19 protein-coding genes are annotated in these 18,445 nt (G+C 61.0%); 3 read left to right on the top strand and 16 right to left on the bottom strand.

The window, feature by feature from the left end; translation table 11 throughout:
• Window positions 1-16: 16 nt before the first annotated feature.
• The 12 genes from HZ994_16185 to HZ994_16130 all read right to left on the bottom strand — a co-directional run bounded on the left by HZ994_16185 (window position 17) and on the right by HZ994_16130 (window position 12,708).
• Window positions 17-1,201: a type II secretion system F family protein gene (locus HZ994_16185; GenBank protein QTN33786.1), complete on the bottom strand. Its 1,185-nt coding sequence runs from the start codon at window positions 1,199-1,201 to the stop codon at window positions 17-19.
• Complete coding sequence (gene tadA, locus HZ994_16180) at window positions 1,194-2,891, bottom strand: Flp pilus assembly complex ATPase component TadA (GenBank protein QTN33785.1); 1,698 nt, start codon at window positions 2,889-2,891, stop codon at window positions 1,194-1,196. Before tadA (HZ994_16180) ends, HZ994_16185 begins: the two co-directional genes overlap by 8 nt.
• Before the next feature lie 18 nt (window positions 2,892-2,909).
• A complete protein-coding gene (locus HZ994_16175; GenBank protein ID QTN33784.1) occupies window positions 2,910-3,488 on the bottom strand; it encodes a hypothetical protein in 579 nt (192 codons plus the stop codon).
• A 27-nt stretch (window positions 3,489-3,515) separates the two neighbouring features.
• Window positions 3,516-5,306: a hypothetical protein gene (locus tag HZ994_16170; protein ID QTN33783.1), complete on the bottom strand. Its 1,791-nt coding sequence runs from the start codon at window positions 5,304-5,306 to the stop codon at window positions 3,516-3,518.
• A gap of 23 nt (window positions 5,307-5,329) precedes the next feature.
• Window positions 5,330-6,037 carry a hypothetical protein gene (locus HZ994_16165; GenBank protein QTN33782.1) on the bottom strand — a complete coding sequence of 236 codons (708 nt, stop codon included), beginning with the start codon at window positions 6,035-6,037 and terminating at the stop codon, window positions 5,330-5,332.
• A 20-nt stretch (window positions 6,038-6,057) separates the two neighbouring features.
• Window positions 6,058-6,591 carry a hypothetical protein gene (locus HZ994_16160; GenBank protein QTN33781.1) on the bottom strand — a complete coding sequence of 178 codons (534 nt, stop codon included), beginning with the start codon at window positions 6,589-6,591 and terminating at the stop codon, window positions 6,058-6,060.
• A gap of 5 nt (window positions 6,592-6,596) precedes the next feature.
• The gene (locus tag HZ994_16155) at window positions 6,597-8,366 is read right to left on the bottom strand and encodes a hypothetical protein (GenBank protein ID QTN33780.1); all 1,770 of its coding nucleotides are present in this window, start codon (window positions 8,364-8,366) and stop codon (window positions 6,597-6,599) included.
• Window positions 8,367-8,501: 135 nt separating this feature from the next.
• Window positions 8,502-8,960 (bottom strand): hypothetical protein, encoded by a 459-nt coding sequence (locus HZ994_16150; protein QTN33779.1) that lies wholly within the window; start codon window positions 8,958-8,960, stop codon window positions 8,502-8,504.
• A gap of 81 nt (window positions 8,961-9,041) precedes the next feature.
• On the bottom strand, window positions 9,042-10,313 hold the full coding sequence (gene tadA / locus HZ994_16145; protein ID QTN33778.1) for a Flp pilus assembly complex ATPase component TadA: 1,272 nt from the start codon (window positions 10,311-10,313) through the stop codon (window positions 9,042-9,044).
• A 13-nt stretch (window positions 10,314-10,326) separates the two neighbouring features.
• On the bottom strand, window positions 10,327-11,241 hold the full coding sequence (locus tag HZ994_16140) for a hypothetical protein (GenBank protein ID QTN33777.1): 915 nt from the start codon (window positions 11,239-11,241) through the stop codon (window positions 10,327-10,329).
• A gap of 21 nt (window positions 11,242-11,262) precedes the next feature.
• Window positions 11,263-12,030, bottom strand: a complete 768-nt coding sequence (locus HZ994_16135; protein QTN33776.1) for a hypothetical protein — start codon at window positions 12,028-12,030, stop codon at window positions 11,263-11,265.
• A 27-nt stretch (window positions 12,031-12,057) separates the two neighbouring features.
• Window positions 12,058-12,708, bottom strand: coding sequence for an ATP-binding cassette domain-containing protein (locus HZ994_16130; GenBank protein ID QTN33775.1), 651 nt, complete (start codon window positions 12,706-12,708; stop codon window positions 12,058-12,060).
• Window positions 12,709-12,929: 221 nt separating this feature from the next.
• Here HZ994_16130 and HZ994_16125 point away from each other — a divergent pair, with 221 nt between their 5' ends.
• Window positions 12,930-13,814, top strand: coding sequence for a tyrosine recombinase (locus tag HZ994_16125; protein QTN33774.1), 885 nt, complete (start codon window positions 12,930-12,932; stop codon window positions 13,812-13,814).
• Window positions 13,815-13,825: 11 nt separating this feature from the next.
• Here HZ994_16125 and HZ994_16120 read toward each other — a convergent pair whose 3' ends face one another.
• Window positions 13,826-14,488: a hypothetical protein gene (locus tag HZ994_16120; GenBank protein QTN33773.1), complete on the bottom strand. Its 663-nt coding sequence runs from the start codon at window positions 14,486-14,488 to the stop codon at window positions 13,826-13,828.
• Window positions 14,489-14,537: 49 nt separating this feature from the next.
• Window positions 14,538-14,933 (bottom strand): DUF1232 domain-containing protein, encoded by a 396-nt coding sequence (locus tag HZ994_16115; GenBank protein QTN33772.1) that lies wholly within the window; start codon window positions 14,931-14,933, stop codon window positions 14,538-14,540.
• A 99-nt stretch (window positions 14,934-15,032) separates the two neighbouring features.
• Here HZ994_16115 and hprK point away from each other — a divergent pair, with 99 nt between their 5' ends.
• Window positions 15,033-15,995: an HPr(Ser) kinase/phosphatase gene (gene hprK / locus HZ994_16110; GenBank protein QTN33771.1), complete on the top strand. Its 963-nt coding sequence runs from the start codon at window positions 15,033-15,035 to the stop codon at window positions 15,993-15,995.
• Here the strand turns inward: hprK and HZ994_16105 are convergent.
• Both HZ994_16105 and HZ994_16100 read right to left on the bottom strand, forming a co-directional pair.
• On the bottom strand, window positions 15,992-16,708 hold the full coding sequence (locus HZ994_16105) for an HAD hydrolase-like protein (protein ID QTN33770.1): 717 nt from the start codon (window positions 16,706-16,708) through the stop codon (window positions 15,992-15,994). The genes hprK and HZ994_16105 overlap by 4 nt on opposite strands.
• The gene (locus HZ994_16100) at window positions 16,708-17,364 is read right to left on the bottom strand and encodes a translation initiation factor IF-3 (protein ID QTN33769.1); all 657 of its coding nucleotides are present in this window, start codon (window positions 17,362-17,364) and stop codon (window positions 16,708-16,710) included. Before HZ994_16100 ends, HZ994_16105 begins: the two co-directional genes overlap by 1 nt.
• A 418-nt stretch (window positions 17,365-17,782) precedes the next feature.
• Between HZ994_16100 and HZ994_16095 the strand changes: the two genes are divergently transcribed.
• Window positions 17,783-18,376, top strand: a complete 594-nt coding sequence (locus tag HZ994_16095; protein QTN33768.1) for an AAA family ATPase — start codon at window positions 17,783-17,785, stop codon at window positions 18,374-18,376.
• Window positions 18,377-18,445: the final 69 nt, after the last annotated feature.

Raw genomic sequence — 18,445 nt, 5'->3', positions numbered from 1 at the left:
GGGGTTTGTTTTTTCCTCAGATACCGCTCTGCATCATCTTCGGCCCCATGAGGAATATGGGGAGGAAGGTGCCAATGAAAACGGCGGCGATGATAGCCACGGCAGCAAGCAGGACTACGAAGCTGATGGTGGCGGCGAACATGGCCATGTAGTTCTCCGCATCCTCCTCGTACATCACGGAAAGCATCTCCAGCTGTGCGTCGAGAGAGGCGGATTTCTCTCCGATGGAGAGCATGTGGGTGACCTGGGAGTCGACCGACGTGTATTTCGCGAAGGCCGTGGAGAGCGGCACACCGGAGTTCTCATACTTGTCTGCGGCCTCCCTGAGTTCCTTGTAGAAGGGGGTTCCCATAACGCTGTTCGCAGAGACTCGGATGGATTTCGCGAGGTTGATCCCGTTCGAGTGGAGGAGGCGTATGGTTGAAATGAACGTCATCTGGCGCAGGGACATGATGAGCAGGCGGAAGAGGCGCCACTTGGACATGGCGATGCCCATGAGCAGGCCGCGCAGCTTGGAAGAGCGGACGATGGCGACCGCGATGCCGATGACGGCGAGCACATAGATGTGCCAGACGGACTGGGTGAAATGGCTGACCTTGAAGGAGATCGCCGTAAGTCCGTCGGGCTTCTGGCCGACACCCGTCAGCATTTCCTCTACCTGTGGGACGATCTTCACCTGCGAGATGATGAATGCGGATTTCAGGACGCAGATGATGATTCCGGGCATCACAGTGGCCTTCTTGATGGCCTTGGTGAAGCGCAGTTCGCTGGTGATGCGGCCTGCGAGGGAGCGGAAAGCCTCGTGGAGCTGCCCCGCATCGGAGCCGGCCTGGATGAGGCCGATGATGGTTTCGTTGAAGCGGTTCGTCCGGCGGAAGGCCTCGTGGACGTTCATGCCGGAGTTGATGTCCGTGCGGATGGCGGCGAGGCAATCCGACATCGCCTTGTTCTGGAGTCCCTGTGCGTAATATTTGAGAGCGTCAGCCGTGTTGATCTGGGCGCGTAGCATGGAGCCGATGCCGCGGAACATGTCCACCTGCTCCTTTTTCGAGAACTCCTTTACCTTCTTCGGCCCGTTGAAAAAGCTGATGCCAGGTTTTTTCTCTTTGCCACCAGCCTTCGCGTCGGCCGCCTTGCCATTGGGCGATGCGGGGGATGACGCCGGGGGCGCGGTTTTCTGGGTGATTGCTGCGCTAGTCATCTGTGTAAGTCATGTCGATCACCTTGCTGACAGCGGCGATGTCGGTTTTGCCCTCGCGAAGCAGCCTGAGGCCGCTGCGGCGAAGGTTTGGCAGGATACCTTCCTCGGCGACCTTCACCTCGAGCTCATAGGGGGTCAGCTCCCCTTTCGACAGCTGGTCGGAAACCTTGGGTGAGATGGGGATGATCTCAAGGATGGCGGTGCGGCCGGAGTATCCGGTGTTGCGGCATTCGGAGCAGCCTTCGTCATGCGCCTTGAAAATGGGCACTTCGGCCCAGGAATCGTCGAGCGCGAACGTCTTGCGGTCCAAGTCCGATATGCCTGTGGCGGCCTCCTTGCAGTAGGGGCAGAGAAGTTTCACGAGGCGCTGGGCGCAGGCAGCCTTGAGCGTCTGGGCGATCTTCCAGCGCTCGATCCCGAGCTGCTCGAAGCGCTCGATGATCTGGGAGGCGCGCGGGGTGTGGATGGTGGTGAGAACCTTGTGGCCGGTGACCGCGGCCTCAATGGCTAGCTCCGCGGACTCGAGGTCGCGCACCTCGCCCATGAGGATGATGTCCGGATCCGAGCGCATGAAGGAAGCGATCATGGGCTTGAACTCCTTGGCGCTCTTCAGGTCGCAGTGGGTGATGCCGGGCACCTCGTCCTCGACGGGGTTCTCAAGGGTGAGGATGTTGACCTCCGGGCGGTTCAGCTCGCGCAGGATGGCGTTGAGCGTGGTGGATTTCCCGGAGCCGGTGGGGCCGGACATGACGATGATGCCGGCGGGGATTTTCATCACCTTGTTGAGCGCGAACATCGTCTCGTCATCGAAGGCGAGCGTGCCTTTGCCGAGGGTCACGTTGATGTTGCTCTTGTCGAGCAGCCGCATCGTGACGTGGTAGCCGCGGTAGGTGCGGTGGCGCTCGTAGCGGATGTCGATGGGGCGGTGGAAATAGGAGATGGTGAAGCGGCCGGAGATGCCCGGGGCGGTGTTGCGTATTTCCGTGGGCAGCCGCATCAGGTTGAGCAGGAAGGCGTCGAGGCGATCCTTGAGCTTCATCGGGATCTCGACCTTGCGGCCTATGTCGCCGTCGACGCGGAAGCAATAGTAGAAGGTTTCCTTCTCCACCTTGAAATGGATGTCCGAGGCGCGGGTGCGGACGGCATCCGACATGACCGTGGCGACGAGTTGCGCCATCGGCTCGGTGTAGTCGGTGGTGACGTCGAAATCGTGGATGCCATCGTCGAGATCCTCGACATCGATTGCCTCCAGTTCGGAGCGGCTGGGCCCGTTGTTGGTTGCCACGGACTCGATGGCCCTGGCGATCTCGGAGGCGAGCGTGACGATTTTCACGATCTCGAGGTCCGGGAAGCGGGGCGCGAGGTATTCCTCGGCCAGGGGGCTCCATGGGTTCGCGGTTGCCACGATGATCTTGTTGTCCCCGGAGAGGCAGAGCGGGGCGAAGAAGCCCCGGGTCATCACCGTGGCATCGCAATATGCGTGGAGCGATGCATCGCAGAACTCCGCGACCTTGGGGAAAAACGGGAGGCCGTTGATCTTGGCCACGGCGGCCATGAAGCTGTAGCGGGTGACGCGGTTCGGCACCTGGTCCTGGTCCAGTTCCGCGAAGCCGGGGTCGTGCCCGGCCAGCTCCGCCATGATGCGGCGGCTGATCAGGTCATTGAAGGATATGCCGTCGAAATCGATCACCGGGTTTGCTGTGGGATGTTAGAGTTCAAAATGCTTGCGGCAGAGGAAAGCCCATGCCTCGTAATCCAGGCGGGCTACGGTGATGAATGGATGTATGCCGAAACGCCTGGAGACAGCCTGGAGGATCTCCTCGCCGAGCAGCTGGGCTGCGATGGGGTTGACCGATGCGGTGCCGATCGCATCGGTGTCCTCGGCGAAGACGACGGGTGCCAGGAGGGCTTTCGCGAGTTTGTGCATGGCCTCGAAGGAATCGTAGAAGGCGGATGGGGCGATGAGCTTGCCCGCGAAGGGGATGCTGGGTGGGGTAGGGTTCATCGTTGAGGCGACGGCATCGCCCAGGGCGAGTATGGCGGGGCCGATGCGCTCCTCGTCATGGCCCTGGATGCGGGCCAGTGTTTCGAGGTATTCAAGGGGTTCGCCCCTGGCTTCGCCTTCGCGGACGCTGGCCAGCGCCTTGAGGATTTCCTGGTCGGTTGCGGCACCGGATGATTTCAGGGCTTCGCCCGTAAGGCGGTAGCATGTCTCGAGGATGTCCCCCACCCCCTGCGCCGGCTGGAGGGTGACTGTCCCTGGGGGTGACTTGAAAATGGTGTCCACTGTTTGTCGGGGGGTGGGCTGGATGAATCACCTGCGGCCGGCATGTCCGGTCTTCGGCTTGTGCCTGGTTTTCACGGGATCACCGGAACCCAAGAAAGAGCTGGGCGATTTCACGACCGGAATCTCGCCGGTCTTGGGGTAGTAAGGCGCCTGCGTGGGTTCCATGCCGCGTAAGGTGCGGCGCATGTTCGGCTCATGGGCCGGGCCGGGGTTGTAAGGATCCACCCAATCGAAGTCGCAGGGCAGTTCCGAGTTCACGCGTATCGCGTTGCTGGCGCGGTTGTTTGCGGCGCCGCTGACAGGGTTGTAGGACTTGGGGGTGACGATGAACACCAGGGAAGTTTGCTCCCTTGCGGCTTCCTTGCTCTTGAAGAAGAAATTCAGGATCGGGATATCGCCGAGCATTGGCACCTTGGATTTCTCGTCGGACTTGATCTCACCGTAGAAGCCGCCGACGACGAGGGAGTAGCCGTCCGGAACCCGGGCGAGCGTCTCCACCATGGATTCGGTGACCTGCGGATACCTGTTGCCCGCAAGGCCGCCGGATCCCTGGCCCACGACATAGCCTGTGATCTGGGCGGAGCGGGGGCGCATCTGCATGCGTATCGTGCCGTCCGGCAGGAGTGTCGGGGTGACGACCAGGGAAATGCCGATCTCGCGGTGGCTCTCCGGGGCTTCGGTGATCGCCTGGTCGGACGAGTCGATCTTGTAGCGAACCTCCTCGCTGACGGTGGGAAGGCCGCCCGAACTGCCGGGTGTTGTGGTGGAGGTGATGATGGGGATGCGGTCGATGATGGAAATGGTAGCCCGCTCGTTGTCCTCGGTGATGAGGGTGGGGTTGGAGACCTGGTTGGCGAGGTTGCCATCGTTGAGGGCTTTTAGGACACCGGCAACATTGAGAGGGCTTAGGACGAGGTTCGAGGCAGTCGAGCCGTTGTCGAGGCCGAAGACGGAATTGAGGTCGCGCGCGATGGACAGGCCGACGCCCTCGCCGAGGGAGGAGGACCAGTCGATCCCGCTGCGGATGCCGTTGTTGGAATTGACGCGGAGGATCTTGGTTTCCACGACGATCTGGCCCTTGGCCTTGTCGATGCCGTGGAGGAGGTTCTGGGCGGCCTCGATGCGTGTGGCGGTGTCGATGATGATGATGGTGTTGGTTTTCGGCTCGAAGTTGACGATGCCTGTGCCCGGACTGAGGATGGGTTTGATGAGTTCCTTGATCTGCTCCATGTCCGTGGGTCGGAGATATTTGAGCTGGTAGTGGAATTCCGAGCTCGGGAGCTGGCCGAGCTGTGCCTGGGTGAGGGCGTAGATGGTGTTGCCCTTGGTGTGCAGGGAAAGTCCGTACATGAACGCAAGCTCCTCCATCTGGTCGAGCGGGTTGCCATCGCCGAGATGCCCGGTGACCATGAAGTCAGGGCCGTTGATCTTGAGGTTGTGGAAATACTGCTTGCCGGCGGATTTCGCGAGGAACTGGAAGATATCGTTGAGGCCGGCGTCCTTGATGATGTAGCCCTCGTCGGATTTCTCCATCTCGCTTTTCTTTTCCTCTAGGGGGGCGAGGGCATCCCCATCCTCCGGCAGACCGGCATCGATGGCGGGCAGATCGGGAGCAGCAGGCAGATCGGGAGCAGCAGGCAGATCCGCGGGGGCCGCCTGCTGCGGTCCGATGGCGGGCAGTTCGGGGATGGCTGGGCGATTTTCGGCCTTGTCCAGGACATCGTTGAAGGCGGCAAGGGGGTCATCCTGAGCCACTGACGCCGCCGTGCATGCGCACAGACAGGCCAGCGCGAGAAATTTCGAGGGATGTGTTTTCATTGGTTTCATAGGGTTGGGGCTGATCAGTTTTCGGCTTCCGGGTGATTGGAAAAGCCAAGCTCAAGGGGAGAGTTGGCGAGGGATTGGACGAGACCGGGAGGCTGGATGCTGCCACCGCCGGCAATCATTCCGGGAGGCAGCATTGCGGTTTCAAGGGAGGCGGTGTCCCCATTGTCCAAATTTTGGAAAAGGATGCTGCGGGTGGAGACCTCCAGGACCTTCATGTTCATTCGCTTGCCGTTGAAGAGCAGCGGGAACTGTTCCGACTCGGAAAAAGTGCGGACTCCGACCAGGAATTTTTTCTCACCCGGCATAATGGTGGTGACCCGGATCAGCTTGACGATTTCCTTGAGCGGGGTCGGGGGCAGTGCTGCCTGCCGTTTGACGGGCTTGTTATCGGCGAGTTTCCTCTCCGGGGGTTTCACGTTGGGGTCCTGGTTCAAGCCGAAGGGATCGGTGGTGCGGTTCCGCATGGAGAACACGGCGGCGCGTGAGGCGGTGTATTTGGTGATGTCCTCGCCGGCGAAGCGGGAAGGCCTTTCGTCCACCGGTTCCGCAGGCACATTGTTCGCGGAGGGATCGCTGCCATCGGATCCCGACGCGTTATTTTCCCGGATGAAAACATCAGCGGACTGCGCATGGAGGTGCGGTGCGAGCGGAACGGAAAGCATGAGCAGCGCCGCACCCAGCATGGCATGCTGCCTGTTGTTCCTGTCGTGTTTCTTACTCATTGCGATGTGGGTTTTGCGGATCAGCTTTCCCAGGCTGTGTATGTCACCTGGAAGTTGAGCAGGGAAGATTCCGTGGATGAATTCGGATCGATCTTGAGTTCCTGGAGCTGGAGGTTGGGCATGATCGTCTCAAGCTCCAGGAATGCTTTCTGCACTGTCCTGTAGGTGCCCCTGAAATTGAATTTCAAGCCGGAGGATTTCTGGGCGGAAACGCTTCCGAGGCCTCCCGACTGGCCGAGTCGCTCGAATGCAGTCTGCTGGAACTCCTTGGGCGGAAGCTTCTCGCCGATGGCGCGGAGGTGTGTCGTGACTACGGAGAAGGTTTCCTTCTCCAACTGCTCGTTCCAGCGCTTGTAATCCTCCCTCTGCCTGCTGATCTGAGCCTCGATGCCCAGGGCTCCAAGGCGGCTCTTCTCATAACCGGTGTAGTATTGCACCTTGCTATCAAAGGATCCGGTGATCTTGCCACGGATGAAAGCGCAGGCACCAAGTATGGCAGCCGAGATGATGACAGGGATGACGATTCCGAAGAAAATGATGGATTGCTTGTACATGGGTGTCAGGGGGCTTTGGCCGCAGAGATGGAAAGGGTGTCCGCGGATTCGAAACGCTGGGTGATCGTCAGGCTGAAGGTGAAGGGATAGGTGTTATCATCGGAATCGATGATCTGATCGGCGGGCATCTGCCTGAACGCGGAGTTTTCCTGGGTTCTCACGTTGACGACGATGGTACGGGTGTTCGGTGCGGGATCGTAGGCGAGGTTTCCGGTGACCTTTGACACCTCGGAAAAATGGGCGGAAATGCCTTCGCGGGTGTTCAGCGTGTTCAGGTAGCCGAGCGCCTCGTCCCTTGCCATGCCGGTGATCTGCCACTCCTTGATGAAACCAACCTGCGCCTGTCCCGGCGCACTGTCCGGACGGACCGTGTGGTTGAAGGTTTTCAGGAGCAGCCCTGAATTCGCGGGGAACAGGCGGGCGAGTCCTTCCATGCAGGTCCACGCCTTGGAGCGGTCCGCGAGGAGGTTGTTCCAATGGTCGATGCGTTGCCGCTCCTGAGTGAGGTTCACGAGGCGCTGCTGGACGGCCTTGGCCTCCGATTCGTTGAACGCCCACTCGGGGCGGCGGATCACCGAAAAAACGCCGAATGCAAGCCATGCGAGGCCAAGTACCGCCACGGCCGCAACCCCGATCCGGGCCAACCTCAGGTAACGTAGCAACCGCATCTCGTTGCGGGTCGGATGGAGTTCCACGATCTCCTTCTGGCAAGGGAGGAAATCCTGATGGAACCACCTTTCCCGCACAAGGATGCCGAAGGTGTGGCTGGCGGGGGAATCTTCCGGCGGCGGTGGCAGTATGGAGAATGCAGGTTCCGGTATTTCCGGAGGAAGGGTCCCGACCGCTTCATGGGATACGGTGACTACGGAGGATTCCGGAAAATTCCTGGCGAGATCCTCGGCAAACCTCTGGTCCGCGTCCAGCGAGAGGGGCATCAGGTAGATATCGGGATCAACGAACTCCAAGGATGCGCTGGTGGTAGCCAGGGCGTTGCGGAAATTGGACGGGCGCCGCATCCCCCTGTGCTGGAGGGTACGGATCAGTCGCAGCTCGGAGTGTTCGCTGAAAAACGCCAGCACCGTGAACCAGGGGTATTGCAGCAGGCAAACGAAAGGCTTCTCGCCGGATGGCTGGATCAACGTCGGCATGCCGGAGATGGCCACGAGCGGGGCGCTGAGGGCATGGGTGATGATGGGGAAATTTTGCTCCTCGCCGAGGACGCGCAGGACGGAAAGGAAATCGGCAAGGCTTCTGGAAAGGGTGATGGTGGTGCCGATCACCTCGCTGCCGCTGGCGGGGTAGGGCATGACCCTCCATGAGGCTTGTTCCGGGGGCACCGAGGAATCGTCGAGAATTTCTCCTGGGGTCTGGAAGGCGGTCTCCCGGAGATCGGAAAGGGCCGCCGGATTGTCCAACTCGGGCTTTAGCTCCGCGGTGGCGAACTCATCGGCGATGTGCAGGACTACACCGAGGGAATTCCCCTTGAGCGCCCTTGTGTTCCTGAGGATCTGGTTGCCGAAGGCGAGCGCCTGCTCGGGATCCTTGAGCGCCGCCTCGGAGAGCGGAGGAGCCTCGCCCCATTCATTGGCAGGGCGGTTGAAAAAAAACGTGCGGACGGAAGTGCCGTCGATGCGGATGTGGATCTGGAAATCCAGTTCCAGCGCCTCCTGGTACCATGCTGGCAGGACTGCGCGGCTGGTCTCCTTCAGGATTGCGTTAGCTTGCCTGAACTGCTGGTAGGCATTGAGGGATGCCGGATGTTCGAGTGTGGCCAAGGGAAAAAGGGTGCGGGACTTTTCATGGCGGATTCGGGGGCATCCGGGGTTTGGGAAATGAGGATCGGACTGCCCCCAAGCGGGGCAGTCCGAAGATTTTTTCAAACGGTGCGGTTCACGCACCGTCTGGTGTGTTTACCAGTCGCCGAAGGTGCCGGCCTTTGGATTCATGTCCAGTGCGTCGTCACCGGTAGCCACGATGTACAGGACACCGATGTTAGGGATCTGGTCAGCGCCGCCAGCACCATAATCGTATGCGTTGTTGCCTCCGGCAGGGTGTGCGGACTGGCCCGGGGCAGGTGTGGTCGGGTTGTTCTCGATGAACAGGCCTGGACCGAAGACGAGGGCTGCAACGCCGCCGGTCGGGGATTGGCCTGGGTTGTAGCCGTTCATGTTCGAGAACGAGCGAACGGCCTGCTGGCTGTTGCGGATCGTCAGGATCGATGCGGCACGGTCCGATCCCCTCTTCCAGGCGCGTGCGCCGATGAAGAGGATCGAGATGAGGGAAAGCAGGACAAGGATGACGACGGTGAGCTCGAGGAGCGTCATGCCGGACTTGGATGCTTTCATGTTCTGGGTGTTTGTCAGTTTCATGGTGTGTTTTGTTTTGTTGTTTTTGTTTTGTTTTCAAGGAGCGGCCTTGTGGCTTCTCCAGGAAATTTTTTCGGTGAAGGCTCAGAAGGATTCGTCCTCGGAGCGGTTCATTTTCGCGGATTCGAAAGTGTCGCGGGTGATGATGCCGTTGCGGAGCAGGCGCTCGAGGTTGGCGTCCCACTGGATGTTGCCGGCGCGGCGGATGACATCCTCAAGGGAGCGGGCGCCGCCGTCGTAGTTGCTGATGGCGGAGGAGACCGAGTCGTCGTTGTTCTGGAGGAACTCGTAGGTGAGCACGCGGCGCTCGATGCCGTTGAGCAGACCCTGCGAGTGGATGAAGATGAGGATTTCCGAAAGGCGGGAGAGGACGGACTCGTGGCTCTCGCGGGGATAGAGTTCGAGGATACGGCCTATGGTTTTCACCGCTCCGGTGGTGTGGAGGGTGGAGAGGACGAGGTGACCTGTCTGGGCGGCCTCCATGCAGGTCTCCATCGCCTCGCGGTCGCGGATTTCGCCCAGGAGGATGACGTGCGGGGCTTTCCGCAGGACATCCTTGAGCCCCTGCTTGTAGTTGAGGACGTCGCGGCCGACTTCCTGCTGCGTCACGATGGACGGCGAGGGGATGCGGTGGCCGGGATACACGGGATCTTCCATGTCGTCCGGATACTGGTATTCGATGGGATCCTCGACGGTGACGATATGCTTGGGGTGGTTCTGGCGGAGCCAGTCGATGAGAGAGGCAAGGGTGGTCGATTTCCCGGAGCCGGTTGGGCCGGTTACGAGGCACAGCCCGGCGCGCTTCAGGACGCCGTGGCGGAGAGTTGCGGCGGTATCCGGATCGATCCCAAGGGAATCGAGGGCGGGTATGAAATCGTTGAGGATACGGCAGGTGACGCCGAGTCCGGAGGAGGAAAGGTGCGCCTGGATGCGGAGGCGGCCGGATTTCTCGCCGTTGTCGCCCATCGGGATGCCGTCGCAGGAGAAATCGGAGACCATTTTCTGCGAGAACTCGGCGATGGCCTGCTCGATCTTGTCATCCACGCGCATCTCAAGGGAATCGCCGGTGCCGAAGCCATGGGAGGCGGACTCGCGGTTGCGGATGAGTTCCTTGAGGATCTCATCCATGTTGGCCGCGCTGAGCGGCCCGAGGAAATCGAGTTTCTCCATCCCTTTGTTGGTGTGGATGTAAACCGGGCGCTGTGAGCGCATCTGGATGTCCGAGACGCGGAGTTCGCGGCAGACGGTGAAGATGGTGCCAAGCAGCTCGCGGCCGCTCATTCCGGGCGCGAAGCGCTTCCCGGCGGAAGCCGGTGCGACGTTTGGCAAGGGTGGTGGAGGTGCTATGACAGACATGGTGCGGGGCCGGTTAGCGGAGCGAGGATCCCTCCCGGTTCACGGATTGGCTGGCGGTGCGGGAATCGCCGGGCAGGCCTTCGAGGCGGAGGATGGATTTTTCGTGGCCATCACGAATCCTGAGCACGAAGGAGAGGCGTTCCTCGGTCTCGGCGACGCGCAGGGCGGACAGGTTTTCCCAGAGCCCTTTTTCCGCCCACTCGTCGGCAAGGTGGGAGTAGAGGCCGATGGAACGATCCATGACGCCAAGGACGGAACGCATCTGTGTGGTGGTGTAGTTCGGCTTGTCCGGGTTGATGAAACGGTCGTTGAGCATGAGCTCGATGACGTTGCCGGCGGCGGCGGCGGCGGTGAGGGCCATGCGCGGATCGCTGCGCTGGTTCAGGCAGTATGCGATGGTTTGGTCCGCAAGCTTTGCGGCCATGGGGGTGAGCTCAGGGCGGGTGCCCAGCTGCGGCTCCGTGAGGAAGAAGTGGTAGGCGTTGTAGTTCCCGTAGTGGGAGGGATCGAGGTTGTAGGCGAAGCGGAGCTTGTCCTCGATGCCCCTGCGGATCTGGAATTTGTGGGCGGGGCTCGCAGGGCGGGGATTCGTCCTTTCGGCGTGGCCTGCAGCCAACGATTCGACCAGGCGCATGACCTTCCCGCTGTTGCCAGGTGAGGTTTCCGCAAGCTCCGGCGCATGGTCGTGCCCGCAGTCACCGGAGGCTCCGCAGGTATGGCCGGTGCCTTGGGCGGCATGGAAATAGGTGCCGATGGAACCCTGCATGGCCATGGCGAACACCTCGCCGTAGGGGCTGCGGTTGATGCCCAGGGCGTTGAGCGGGACGTCGGACTCCTTGTCTGCAAGGAGCGGCCGTGAAACGATCGCAAACCCAGCGGCACCGGCCCCGATGAGGGCGATGGAGATGATGTTCGGAAGGGATTTCATGGCTATGGCGGATGGAAAAATTCAGGCGGTCGCGCTGGTGCGGAAACAGAGGCGGGAGATGCCCGTGTTGACTGCGAGGATCGCGGAGAAGTAGAGGATCATGTTTGTGAAAACCTCCCCGGAAAGTGCGCCCGTCTTGAAGTAGAGCCGCTGCGTGAGATCGGCGAAGCGGTATTGCGGGGAGTAGAGCCAAAGCGCCTGGAGTGCGGGGTTCTCCTCCAGCTTGAGCATGTTGTCGAGGTAGCCGACGCCATACAGGCCGTAGATGGTGATGAGGAAGGTGACGCCGAATCCGGTGATCCCGCCGAAGCGCGACGCCAGAGCGCAGCCGAGCGCCAGCAGCGGGCCGAAGACCAGCAGGAAGAGGGTGAGGTACTGGAAATTGAGCGTCCACCACATCGCCTTTTCCGAAGCCTCGCTGGGCATGGCCGCGAAGAGGCAGATGAATGTGGCGACCAAGGCGAGCGGCACGATGAAGCAGAACAGAGCGAGCCAGATCTCGAAGAGCTGGCGGGTGGCTGAGAGTCCGGAGGTGCGGAAATACTCGCCGGTGCCGGAGCGGGTGTTGGATTCACCCAGCCGCGCCGCGGCGAAGAAGCCCCAGAACATGGTGCAGATGTAGAGCGTCCCCCATGCCGCCTGGATGCGCGCCGGCTGGACGAGCACCGGTTTTTCGCTTGCGCTTGAGATGACCGGCAGGGCGAAGGGCAGGACAAGGACGGCAAAGAGACAGAACGCCCATGCCTTCCTGCGGAAGATGGTTGCAAATGTCAGTTTGAAGAGTCTCATTTTTCCAAAAAGATTTTTTTCCCGAAATCAGTTGAGGAGTGCCTTGAGCGATGACCATTTCTGACCGTCTGCGGCGTGATGGCTGACCCTGTTCCCCTCGATGAGGAGGACGCTGGGCATCGTCATCGAATCGTAATCCGGGTGGCAGGAAACTAGGCGGAGCACGTTGTCCGAGGTCTTGTTCCACATTTCCTCGAAAGTCTCGCGGGCGAAGGCATCGAGACCGCTGAAGGGCTCGTCGAGCAGGAGGATGTTTCCGCAATCCGGCTTCACCGAAAACTCCGCCATGATGAGGGCGGTCTTGCGGCGGTTGCCCGTGGAGAGCCTCCCATAGATCTTGTTCACATCGAGTTCGATGCATTCCGCAAGGGAGAGTGCCGCCTCGTGCCTGTCTCTGCTAAGCAGGGTTTTGAAAATGGTTTTGGGCGTGATTTCCTGGTCGAATCGCATGTCCTCGGGGAGGTATTGCATGAACCCCTCGGCGGAAAAATCGCCGGAGAGTTTCTTCAGGCTGCCCGCGATCGTGCGGAGCAGCGTCGATTTCCCCCTACCATTGCGGGCTAGCAAAAAATGCGTCCCCCCGTTTAGCTCGACGGTTTCGCCGAAGGTCGCCAAGGGAGCCGTGTAGCCAATCGCAAGGCCGGAGCCGAGTTTTATGCTTGGTTTGGTGGCTTTCATGGAAGTCAATAGCTTGTCGGATTCGTTGCGTTTCTAGGGAAAAAGGAGATTTAGTCAAGAAAGATTAAATATCCGAATACCTTCGATGTCTGCGATACTATACATTTCGGATGGCCTGGCAATCTTTTTTTGAACAATTTTAAGACTTGATGGTCGTTAATCTAAAAAAATGAGGATTTACCGAGATTTGGCGTTGGGAAAATGTCTGGGAAGGGAGGCTTTTGGAAACGCGGGTTGATCGGTTCCTGCGCTTTCTGGCGACAGAGAAAGGATTGTCCGAGGCTTACCAGCTATCGGTTTCACAAACCCTCGCAAGCCTCACGGGGTGGCTGGCGCGGAAACGCCTTGCGCTTGAAGAGGTCGGCACGGAGGAACTCTCCGGATTCCTGGACGAGCGCAGGGACGACGGCCTTTGCGCCTCATCGATAAGGCTGACGACCGTGCACTTGAAAATTTTCCACCGCTGGCTCGCGGCTACGGGCCAGTCGGCGATGGATCCTGCGGAGCCGCTCTCAGCATCGAAGGCGGAACGGAAGCTGCCCCCCACCCTATCGGCCGGAGAAGTGGAAACGCTGCTGGAAAGCATCCCCGCCACAGACCCGTTGGGGCTGCGCGATCTGGCGATTTTGGAGCTTTTCTATTCCTCCGGCCTGCGGCTGGCCGAGCTTTGCGCCGCCAAGCTGGAGTGGATGGATGCGGAGGATGGCTTCCTGCGTGTCACCGGGAAAGGCCGGAAAACGCGCCTGGTGAGGATAGGTGGAAGGGCGCAGGCAGCCATTTCCAGCTATCTTGCCAGCGGCAGGCCGAGCCTGGTGAAAGCGAAGACCTCATCCCACATTTTCATCGGGATCCGCGGCGCAGCGCTGACACCGGAGCGCGTGAGGCAGATCGTGAAAGCACGGGCCGCGATGGCAGGGGTCTCCGTGAACGTCCATCCCCACATGCTGAGGCACTCCTTCGCGACCCACCTGCTGGAAGGTGGCGCCGACCTGCGGGTGATCCAGGAACTCCTCGGCCATGCGGACATTTCCACCACGCAGATCTATACCCACGTCAGCAGCAAAGGGCTGAAGGACGCGCACCGGAAATTTCACCCGAGGGGCTGAAGCCCGCCCCCTCATCCACCGGTGCCATAGGGTTTGATATCGAGGGGCTTGGCCTTGGGGATGGCTGGCTGTATGGCGGGAGCCGCCTCAGGCGTATCGAGCGGGTTGGGCGGGGGGCTTGTGGACTCCCCTTCTTTCACCACTATGGCCTGGTAGAGCAGGTTGTAATTGTGGCGCAGCGCCGCAGGGAAAGAAACGCGCCCGGCCTCCACGATTTTTTCGCGGAGCATCTTCGCGGACACATCGGCGATGAGATCCGTGCCGATCTGGACGGCACGGTCCACTCCCGCGACCTGCTGGCCTGCGGCGTTCCCGCCGCGGATCAGGTCGCTGCTGACGGAACGCCCCTGGATCGCGATGCTGGATTGGGCGGAAGCAACCTTGCCCGCGCGATCCACGGTGATCTCAAGCATGGCATGGTCGTTTGAGGAGAGCCAGCCGCGCACGTGATCGATGCGGATGGAAATGAAGATCCCGCCATCGGGAGTCGGCGACACCTCGGGGCGGTATGTGCGGTAGTCCGCTCCGGAAAGCGGATACTCGGCCACCTTGCCGCCCTGCTTGTTCCAGCCGCCCAGGCTTTTTCCGAGCGCCGCCTCATCGATGGAAACACCGGCCTGGGACAGAAACGTGAAGGCGAGGAGAAGGACGGCGGCAAGTGAAGTGCGTTTCATGCTGTTTGGGATGATGGTTCTCTTGATACGGGAACGAAGACTGTTTCATTCAGGCAGACCCGGTTTCAACCGGCGATCCCGGACCGAGCAGGCGGGCGGCCTGCTCCTCTGCGGCCAGCATGTGCCCGCCCTTGATATGGGCGGCAACGGTGGCGATCGCGCCGAGGATCACGCTCCAGTCATCGGTGAAGCCTGCGCCGAGTATCGCATCCGGGATGACGTCCATCGGGAAAACGAGGTAGCCGAGCGCGCCGAGGATCACGCTCTTGGCCCAAGCGGGGGTCTCGGCATCCCTCATGCAGTGGTACAGCGTCAGCGCGGAGACGAGGATCTTGCGCGCACCCTGCCTCGCCAGCTTTCCGCCGACAGCGCGGAAGCCGGAAAGCGTGAAGGCTTCCGGCAGATGGCGCGCTGGCGATGGTATCTTGAACCTGGGGATTTGCATTTGCGTGGGACACCCTACCAGCTTGCTTGGACAAAATCAACCAACACCGCCGCGCCGATTTATCGTGCCGTTTCCCGCCGTGCTTGCTAGTGATGACCCATGGCACAGCGAGTGAAGACCGTGGCTTCGATCACGGTGGAGAAATTTTTCGAGATGTATTCCGAGCCGCTGAAGCTGAGCTTGCTTGGCGAGCGGGTTGGCTTCGACCGCATGATCAGTGAGCCGGCGGTGAACAGGCCGGGGCTGGCGCTCGCGGGCTTCTTCTCCTACTTCGCCAAGAAGCGCGTGCAAGTCCTCGGCAACCTGGAGATGGCGTACCTGAGGAAACTCCCCGAGCAGATGCGCATCGACCGCTTCCGCCGCATGTGCGAGCGGGACATTCCCTGCATCATTGTCTCGCGTGGCGCAAGCCTGGGACCGGAGCTGATGGCCGTCGCAAAGGAGCATTCGATCCCCGTTTTCGGCACCTCCCAGATCACGATGAAATTCCTCAATGCGGCGACGATCAGCCTCGAGCACGAGTTCGCGCCGACCCTCACCATCCATGGCTGCATGGTGGATATGCGCGGGATCGGGGTGCTCATCGTCGGGAAAAGCGGATCGGGGAAATCGGAGACCGCCATCGGCCTGCTGGAGCGGGGGGGCTCGCTGGTCGCCGATGACATGGTGCGCATCAAGCACGTCGGCGGGGAACTCATCGCCACCGCGCCGGATCTCTCGCGGGGATATATGGAAATCCGCGGCATCGGCATCATCAACGTGGCGAACCTCTACGGACTGGCTTCCATCCGCCCGGACAAGCGGCTGGATCTCGTCGTCACCCTCAAGCCCGCCACCGATCTCAACGAGGTGGATCGCCTCGGACTGGAGTCCAAGACCTACGAGATCCTCGGCCAGCAGGTCGTCCATGTGGAAGTCCCCGTCGGCCCGGGGCGGGACACCGCGCGTATGGTTGCCATAGCGGCGCTGGATCAGCAGCTGCGGCGCCTCGGTTACAACATGGCGGATGAGTTCAACCAGAAGCTGCTCCACCACATGTCGGCTGGGAAAGGCAGGATCTAGGGGATTTTCATCCCGAGCTCAAGCAGGGAGCCGAGCACCCAGTCGGCGCCCGCCGCCGCGAGTTCGTCGGCGGAGAAGCGCCCGGTGGCAACGGCGAGGCAACGCGCACCGATGGCATGGGCGCAAGCGATGTCCTTGGGGGTGTCTCCGATGACAAGGGTGCGCTCCGCGAGGTATGCCCTGCCGGTGAATGCGAGCGCGCGCTCCAGCGCAATGGTGCCGAGCTGGTTCCTGTCCGCCCTGTCGGAGCCATAGGCACCGAATGGGAAATGATGATCCAGCCCGTAATGACGGAGCTTGATCTGTGCGCCCAGCGCCGTATTCCCGGTAAGCAGGGCGAGCTGGGCGTGCCCGACTGTGGCCAGATGCTCCAGAAGGGCGATCACCCCGTCGAGCACCCGCCCGTCGGTGGGCTCTGTCTCAAGGCTGGCCTCGAGGTGGCGGTGGTAGGCTTCGAAAAACGCATGGGCCAGCTCCTCGCTGTGATCGACCCCGAAGTACACGCACAGGCTCCCGAGGATACCGAGATCCGTCGAGCCCGCGAGATCCAGCGGCGGCCCGTCGCCGCCGAAGATTTCCACGGCGGTTCTCCGCAAGGCCTCGAGACCTTTACCGCCTGTGTCCACCAGGGTGCCGTCGATATCGAAGAGCAGCAGCCACGGTTCACCCACGCTGCGCAGGATGCCGGTGAGCTGCCCGATATCGCCAGGCATCAGTCCCCTGCCGCGGAGGATTTCACTTCAATGTCCTCTGCGTCATCGGTGGGGATTTCGGAGGATTCGTCCACATCGTCGTCAAAATCCTCGTCGTCCTCATGATCGTCCTCTTCCATGAGCTCCCCGTGGAAGAGATGGAAATGGCGCTTGCGCTGATGGGCGGGCAAAGGGGAGAGGATCATCGCCACCGCACGCCCGTTGAGGCGCGGCTGCTGATCGACGGCGGCCATTGTTTTCAGGTCCGCGATAATGCGGTTCAGCACCACGAAGCCGAGATCCTTGTGGGCGTTCTCGCGTCCGCGGAACTGGAGCACGAAGCGCACCTTGTGATTGCCCTCAAGGAACGTCTCCGCACGGCCGAGCTTGATGTTGTAGTCGTGCTCGCCGGTGCCGACGCGGAATTTCACCTCCTTCATCCTCGTCGAGGACTTCGACTTGCCCTTCTTGAGCTTCGCCTGGGTGTATTTGTATTTTCCGTAGTCGATGATCTTGCAGACCGGAGGGTCCGCCTGTCCGGCGATTTCCACGAGATCCAGGCCGACGGACTTGGCCTTTTCAAGGGCTTCGCGCGATGACATCACGCCGAGCTGCTCCCCGTTTGAGTTCACGACGCGGACTTTCGGTGCGCGGATGCGGTCGTTGATCCGCGTCATGTCGCGGAAACGGCCCCTGTTGGTGTTTTTCTGTGGCTTGGCTATGGTCTTGTCCTCCGGATGTATTCAATGGGCGCAGTGCCTCCGCGAGACGGGATGCCCGTCACGGATGAGCGTTGCGCAAAAGGTTTGCAGCACTGACTGGAACGGCACGTCATGGGAAAATGACAGGAGACCCGCACCGGCCAGGGAGACCGATGTTGAGAATGGCGGGAATGCGCTCCGGGGAAATCATAGGCTTTCGCTGCGGCCACCCAGGGCGGCGCGTGCTGCTTTACGGGGTTATCTAATCGGTAACCGTGCGCATGCGCAAGGATGAAATTTTCAGCAGAAGACAAATCGGGCTCTTGTGGCCTTGCCGCTGATGACATCATCAGCGGGCTTGCCATCCGTGACAAAGCCGTCCGATCATCATGCGATGAACGAAAACGGAAACAGGCGGCGCATCGTCGTCACCGGCGGGCCGGGCGGGGGCAAGACCACGGCGGTGGATTTTTTCCGGAGGGAGATCGGCGAGCAGGTGGTGATCGTGCCGGAGGCCGCGACGATGATCTTTTCCGGCGGTTTCCCCCGTGAGAGCGAATCGCATGCCCGGATGGCGGCGCAGCGAGCGATATATCATGTGCAGAGGAACCTAGAGGATGTGCAGGCGGCGCTCTATCCGGATCGCGTGCTGCTGTGCGACCGCGGCACGGTGGATGGTGCGGTCTATTGGCCGGGCGAACCGGAAGGCTTTTTCGAATCGCTGGCCACCAGCGTTGAGGCGGAGCTGGGCCGCTACGATGCGGTGATTTTCTTTGAGAGTGCCGCTGTCGGAGGGATGGGCATCGAGGGCGGGAACCCGGTACGCAGCGAGACCATGGCACAGGCCGTCGATCTGAACACACGTCTCAGGTCGATCTGGGCGCAGCACCCTCATTTCACCGTGGTGGAGCACGATGCCTCGTTCTTCCGCAAGATCGAACGGGGGCTGAATGCCCTTTCGGAAACGATACGGAAGCTTTCAACGTGAGGCAGCGCCGTTGCCGGATGGGCCGAACGCCGATTTCCGGGGAGAACATGAAAATTTAGTGTTCCATCC

The organism is Akkermansiaceae bacterium (genome assembly GCA_017798145.1).
In the GTDB taxonomy this organism is placed as follows: domain Bacteria; phylum Verrucomicrobiota; class Verrucomicrobiia; order Verrucomicrobiales; family Akkermansiaceae; genus Luteolibacter.
Note: the sequence above shows the minus strand (reverse complement) of the source record. Positions and strands in the feature narration are given on the sequence as shown.

Excerpts from the sequence above, each read along its gene's own strand:
- HZ994_16185 (QTN33786.1), bottom strand. The coding sequence starts at position 1,201 with ATGACTAGCGCAGCAATCACCCAGAAAACCGCGCCCCCGGCGTCATCC.
- HZ994_16170 (QTN33783.1), bottom strand. The coding sequence starts at position 5,306 with ATGAAAACACATCCCTCGAAATTTCTCGCGCTGGCCTGTCTGTGCGCA.
- HZ994_16165 (QTN33782.1), bottom strand. The coding sequence starts at position 6,037 with ATGAGTAAGAAACACGACAGGAACAACAGGCAGCATGCCATGCTGGGT.
- HZ994_16160 (QTN33781.1), bottom strand. The coding sequence starts at position 6,591 with ATGTACAAGCAATCCATCATTTTCTTCGGAATCGTCATCCCTGTCATC.
- HZ994_16150 (QTN33779.1), bottom strand. The coding sequence starts at position 8,960 with ATGAAACTGACAAACACCCAGAACATGAAAGCATCCAAGTCCGGCATG.
- tadA (QTN33778.1), bottom strand. The coding sequence starts at position 10,313 with ATGTCTGTCATAGCACCTCCACCACCCTTGCCAAACGTCGCACCGGCT.
- HZ994_16140 (QTN33777.1), bottom strand. The coding sequence starts at position 11,241 with ATGAAATCCCTTCCGAACATCATCTCCATCGCCCTCATCGGGGCCGGT.
- HZ994_16135 (QTN33776.1), bottom strand. The coding sequence starts at position 12,030 with ATGAGACTCTTCAAACTGACATTTGCAACCATCTTCCGCAGGAAGGCA.
- HZ994_16130 (QTN33775.1), bottom strand. The coding sequence starts at position 12,708 with ATGAAAGCCACCAAACCAAGCATAAAACTCGGCTCCGGCCTTGCGATT.
- HZ994_16120 (QTN33773.1), bottom strand. The coding sequence starts at position 14,488 with ATGAAACGCACTTCACTTGCCGCCGTCCTTCTCCTCGCCTTCACGTTT.
- HZ994_16115 (QTN33772.1), bottom strand. The coding sequence starts at position 14,933 with ATGCAAATCCCCAGGTTCAAGATACCATCGCCAGCGCGCCATCTGCCG.
- hprK (QTN33771.1), top strand. The coding sequence starts at position 15,033 with ATGGCACAGCGAGTGAAGACCGTGGCTTCGATCACGGTGGAGAAATTT.
- HZ994_16105 (QTN33770.1), bottom strand. The coding sequence starts at position 16,708 with ATGCCTGGCGATATCGGGCAGCTCACCGGCATCCTGCGCAGCGTGGGT.
- HZ994_16100 (QTN33769.1), bottom strand. The coding sequence starts at position 17,364 with ATGACGCGGATCAACGACCGCATCCGCGCACCGAAAGTCCGCGTCGTG.
- HZ994_16095 (QTN33768.1), top strand. The coding sequence starts at position 17,783 with ATGAACGAAAACGGAAACAGGCGGCGCATCGTCGTCACCGGCGGGCCG.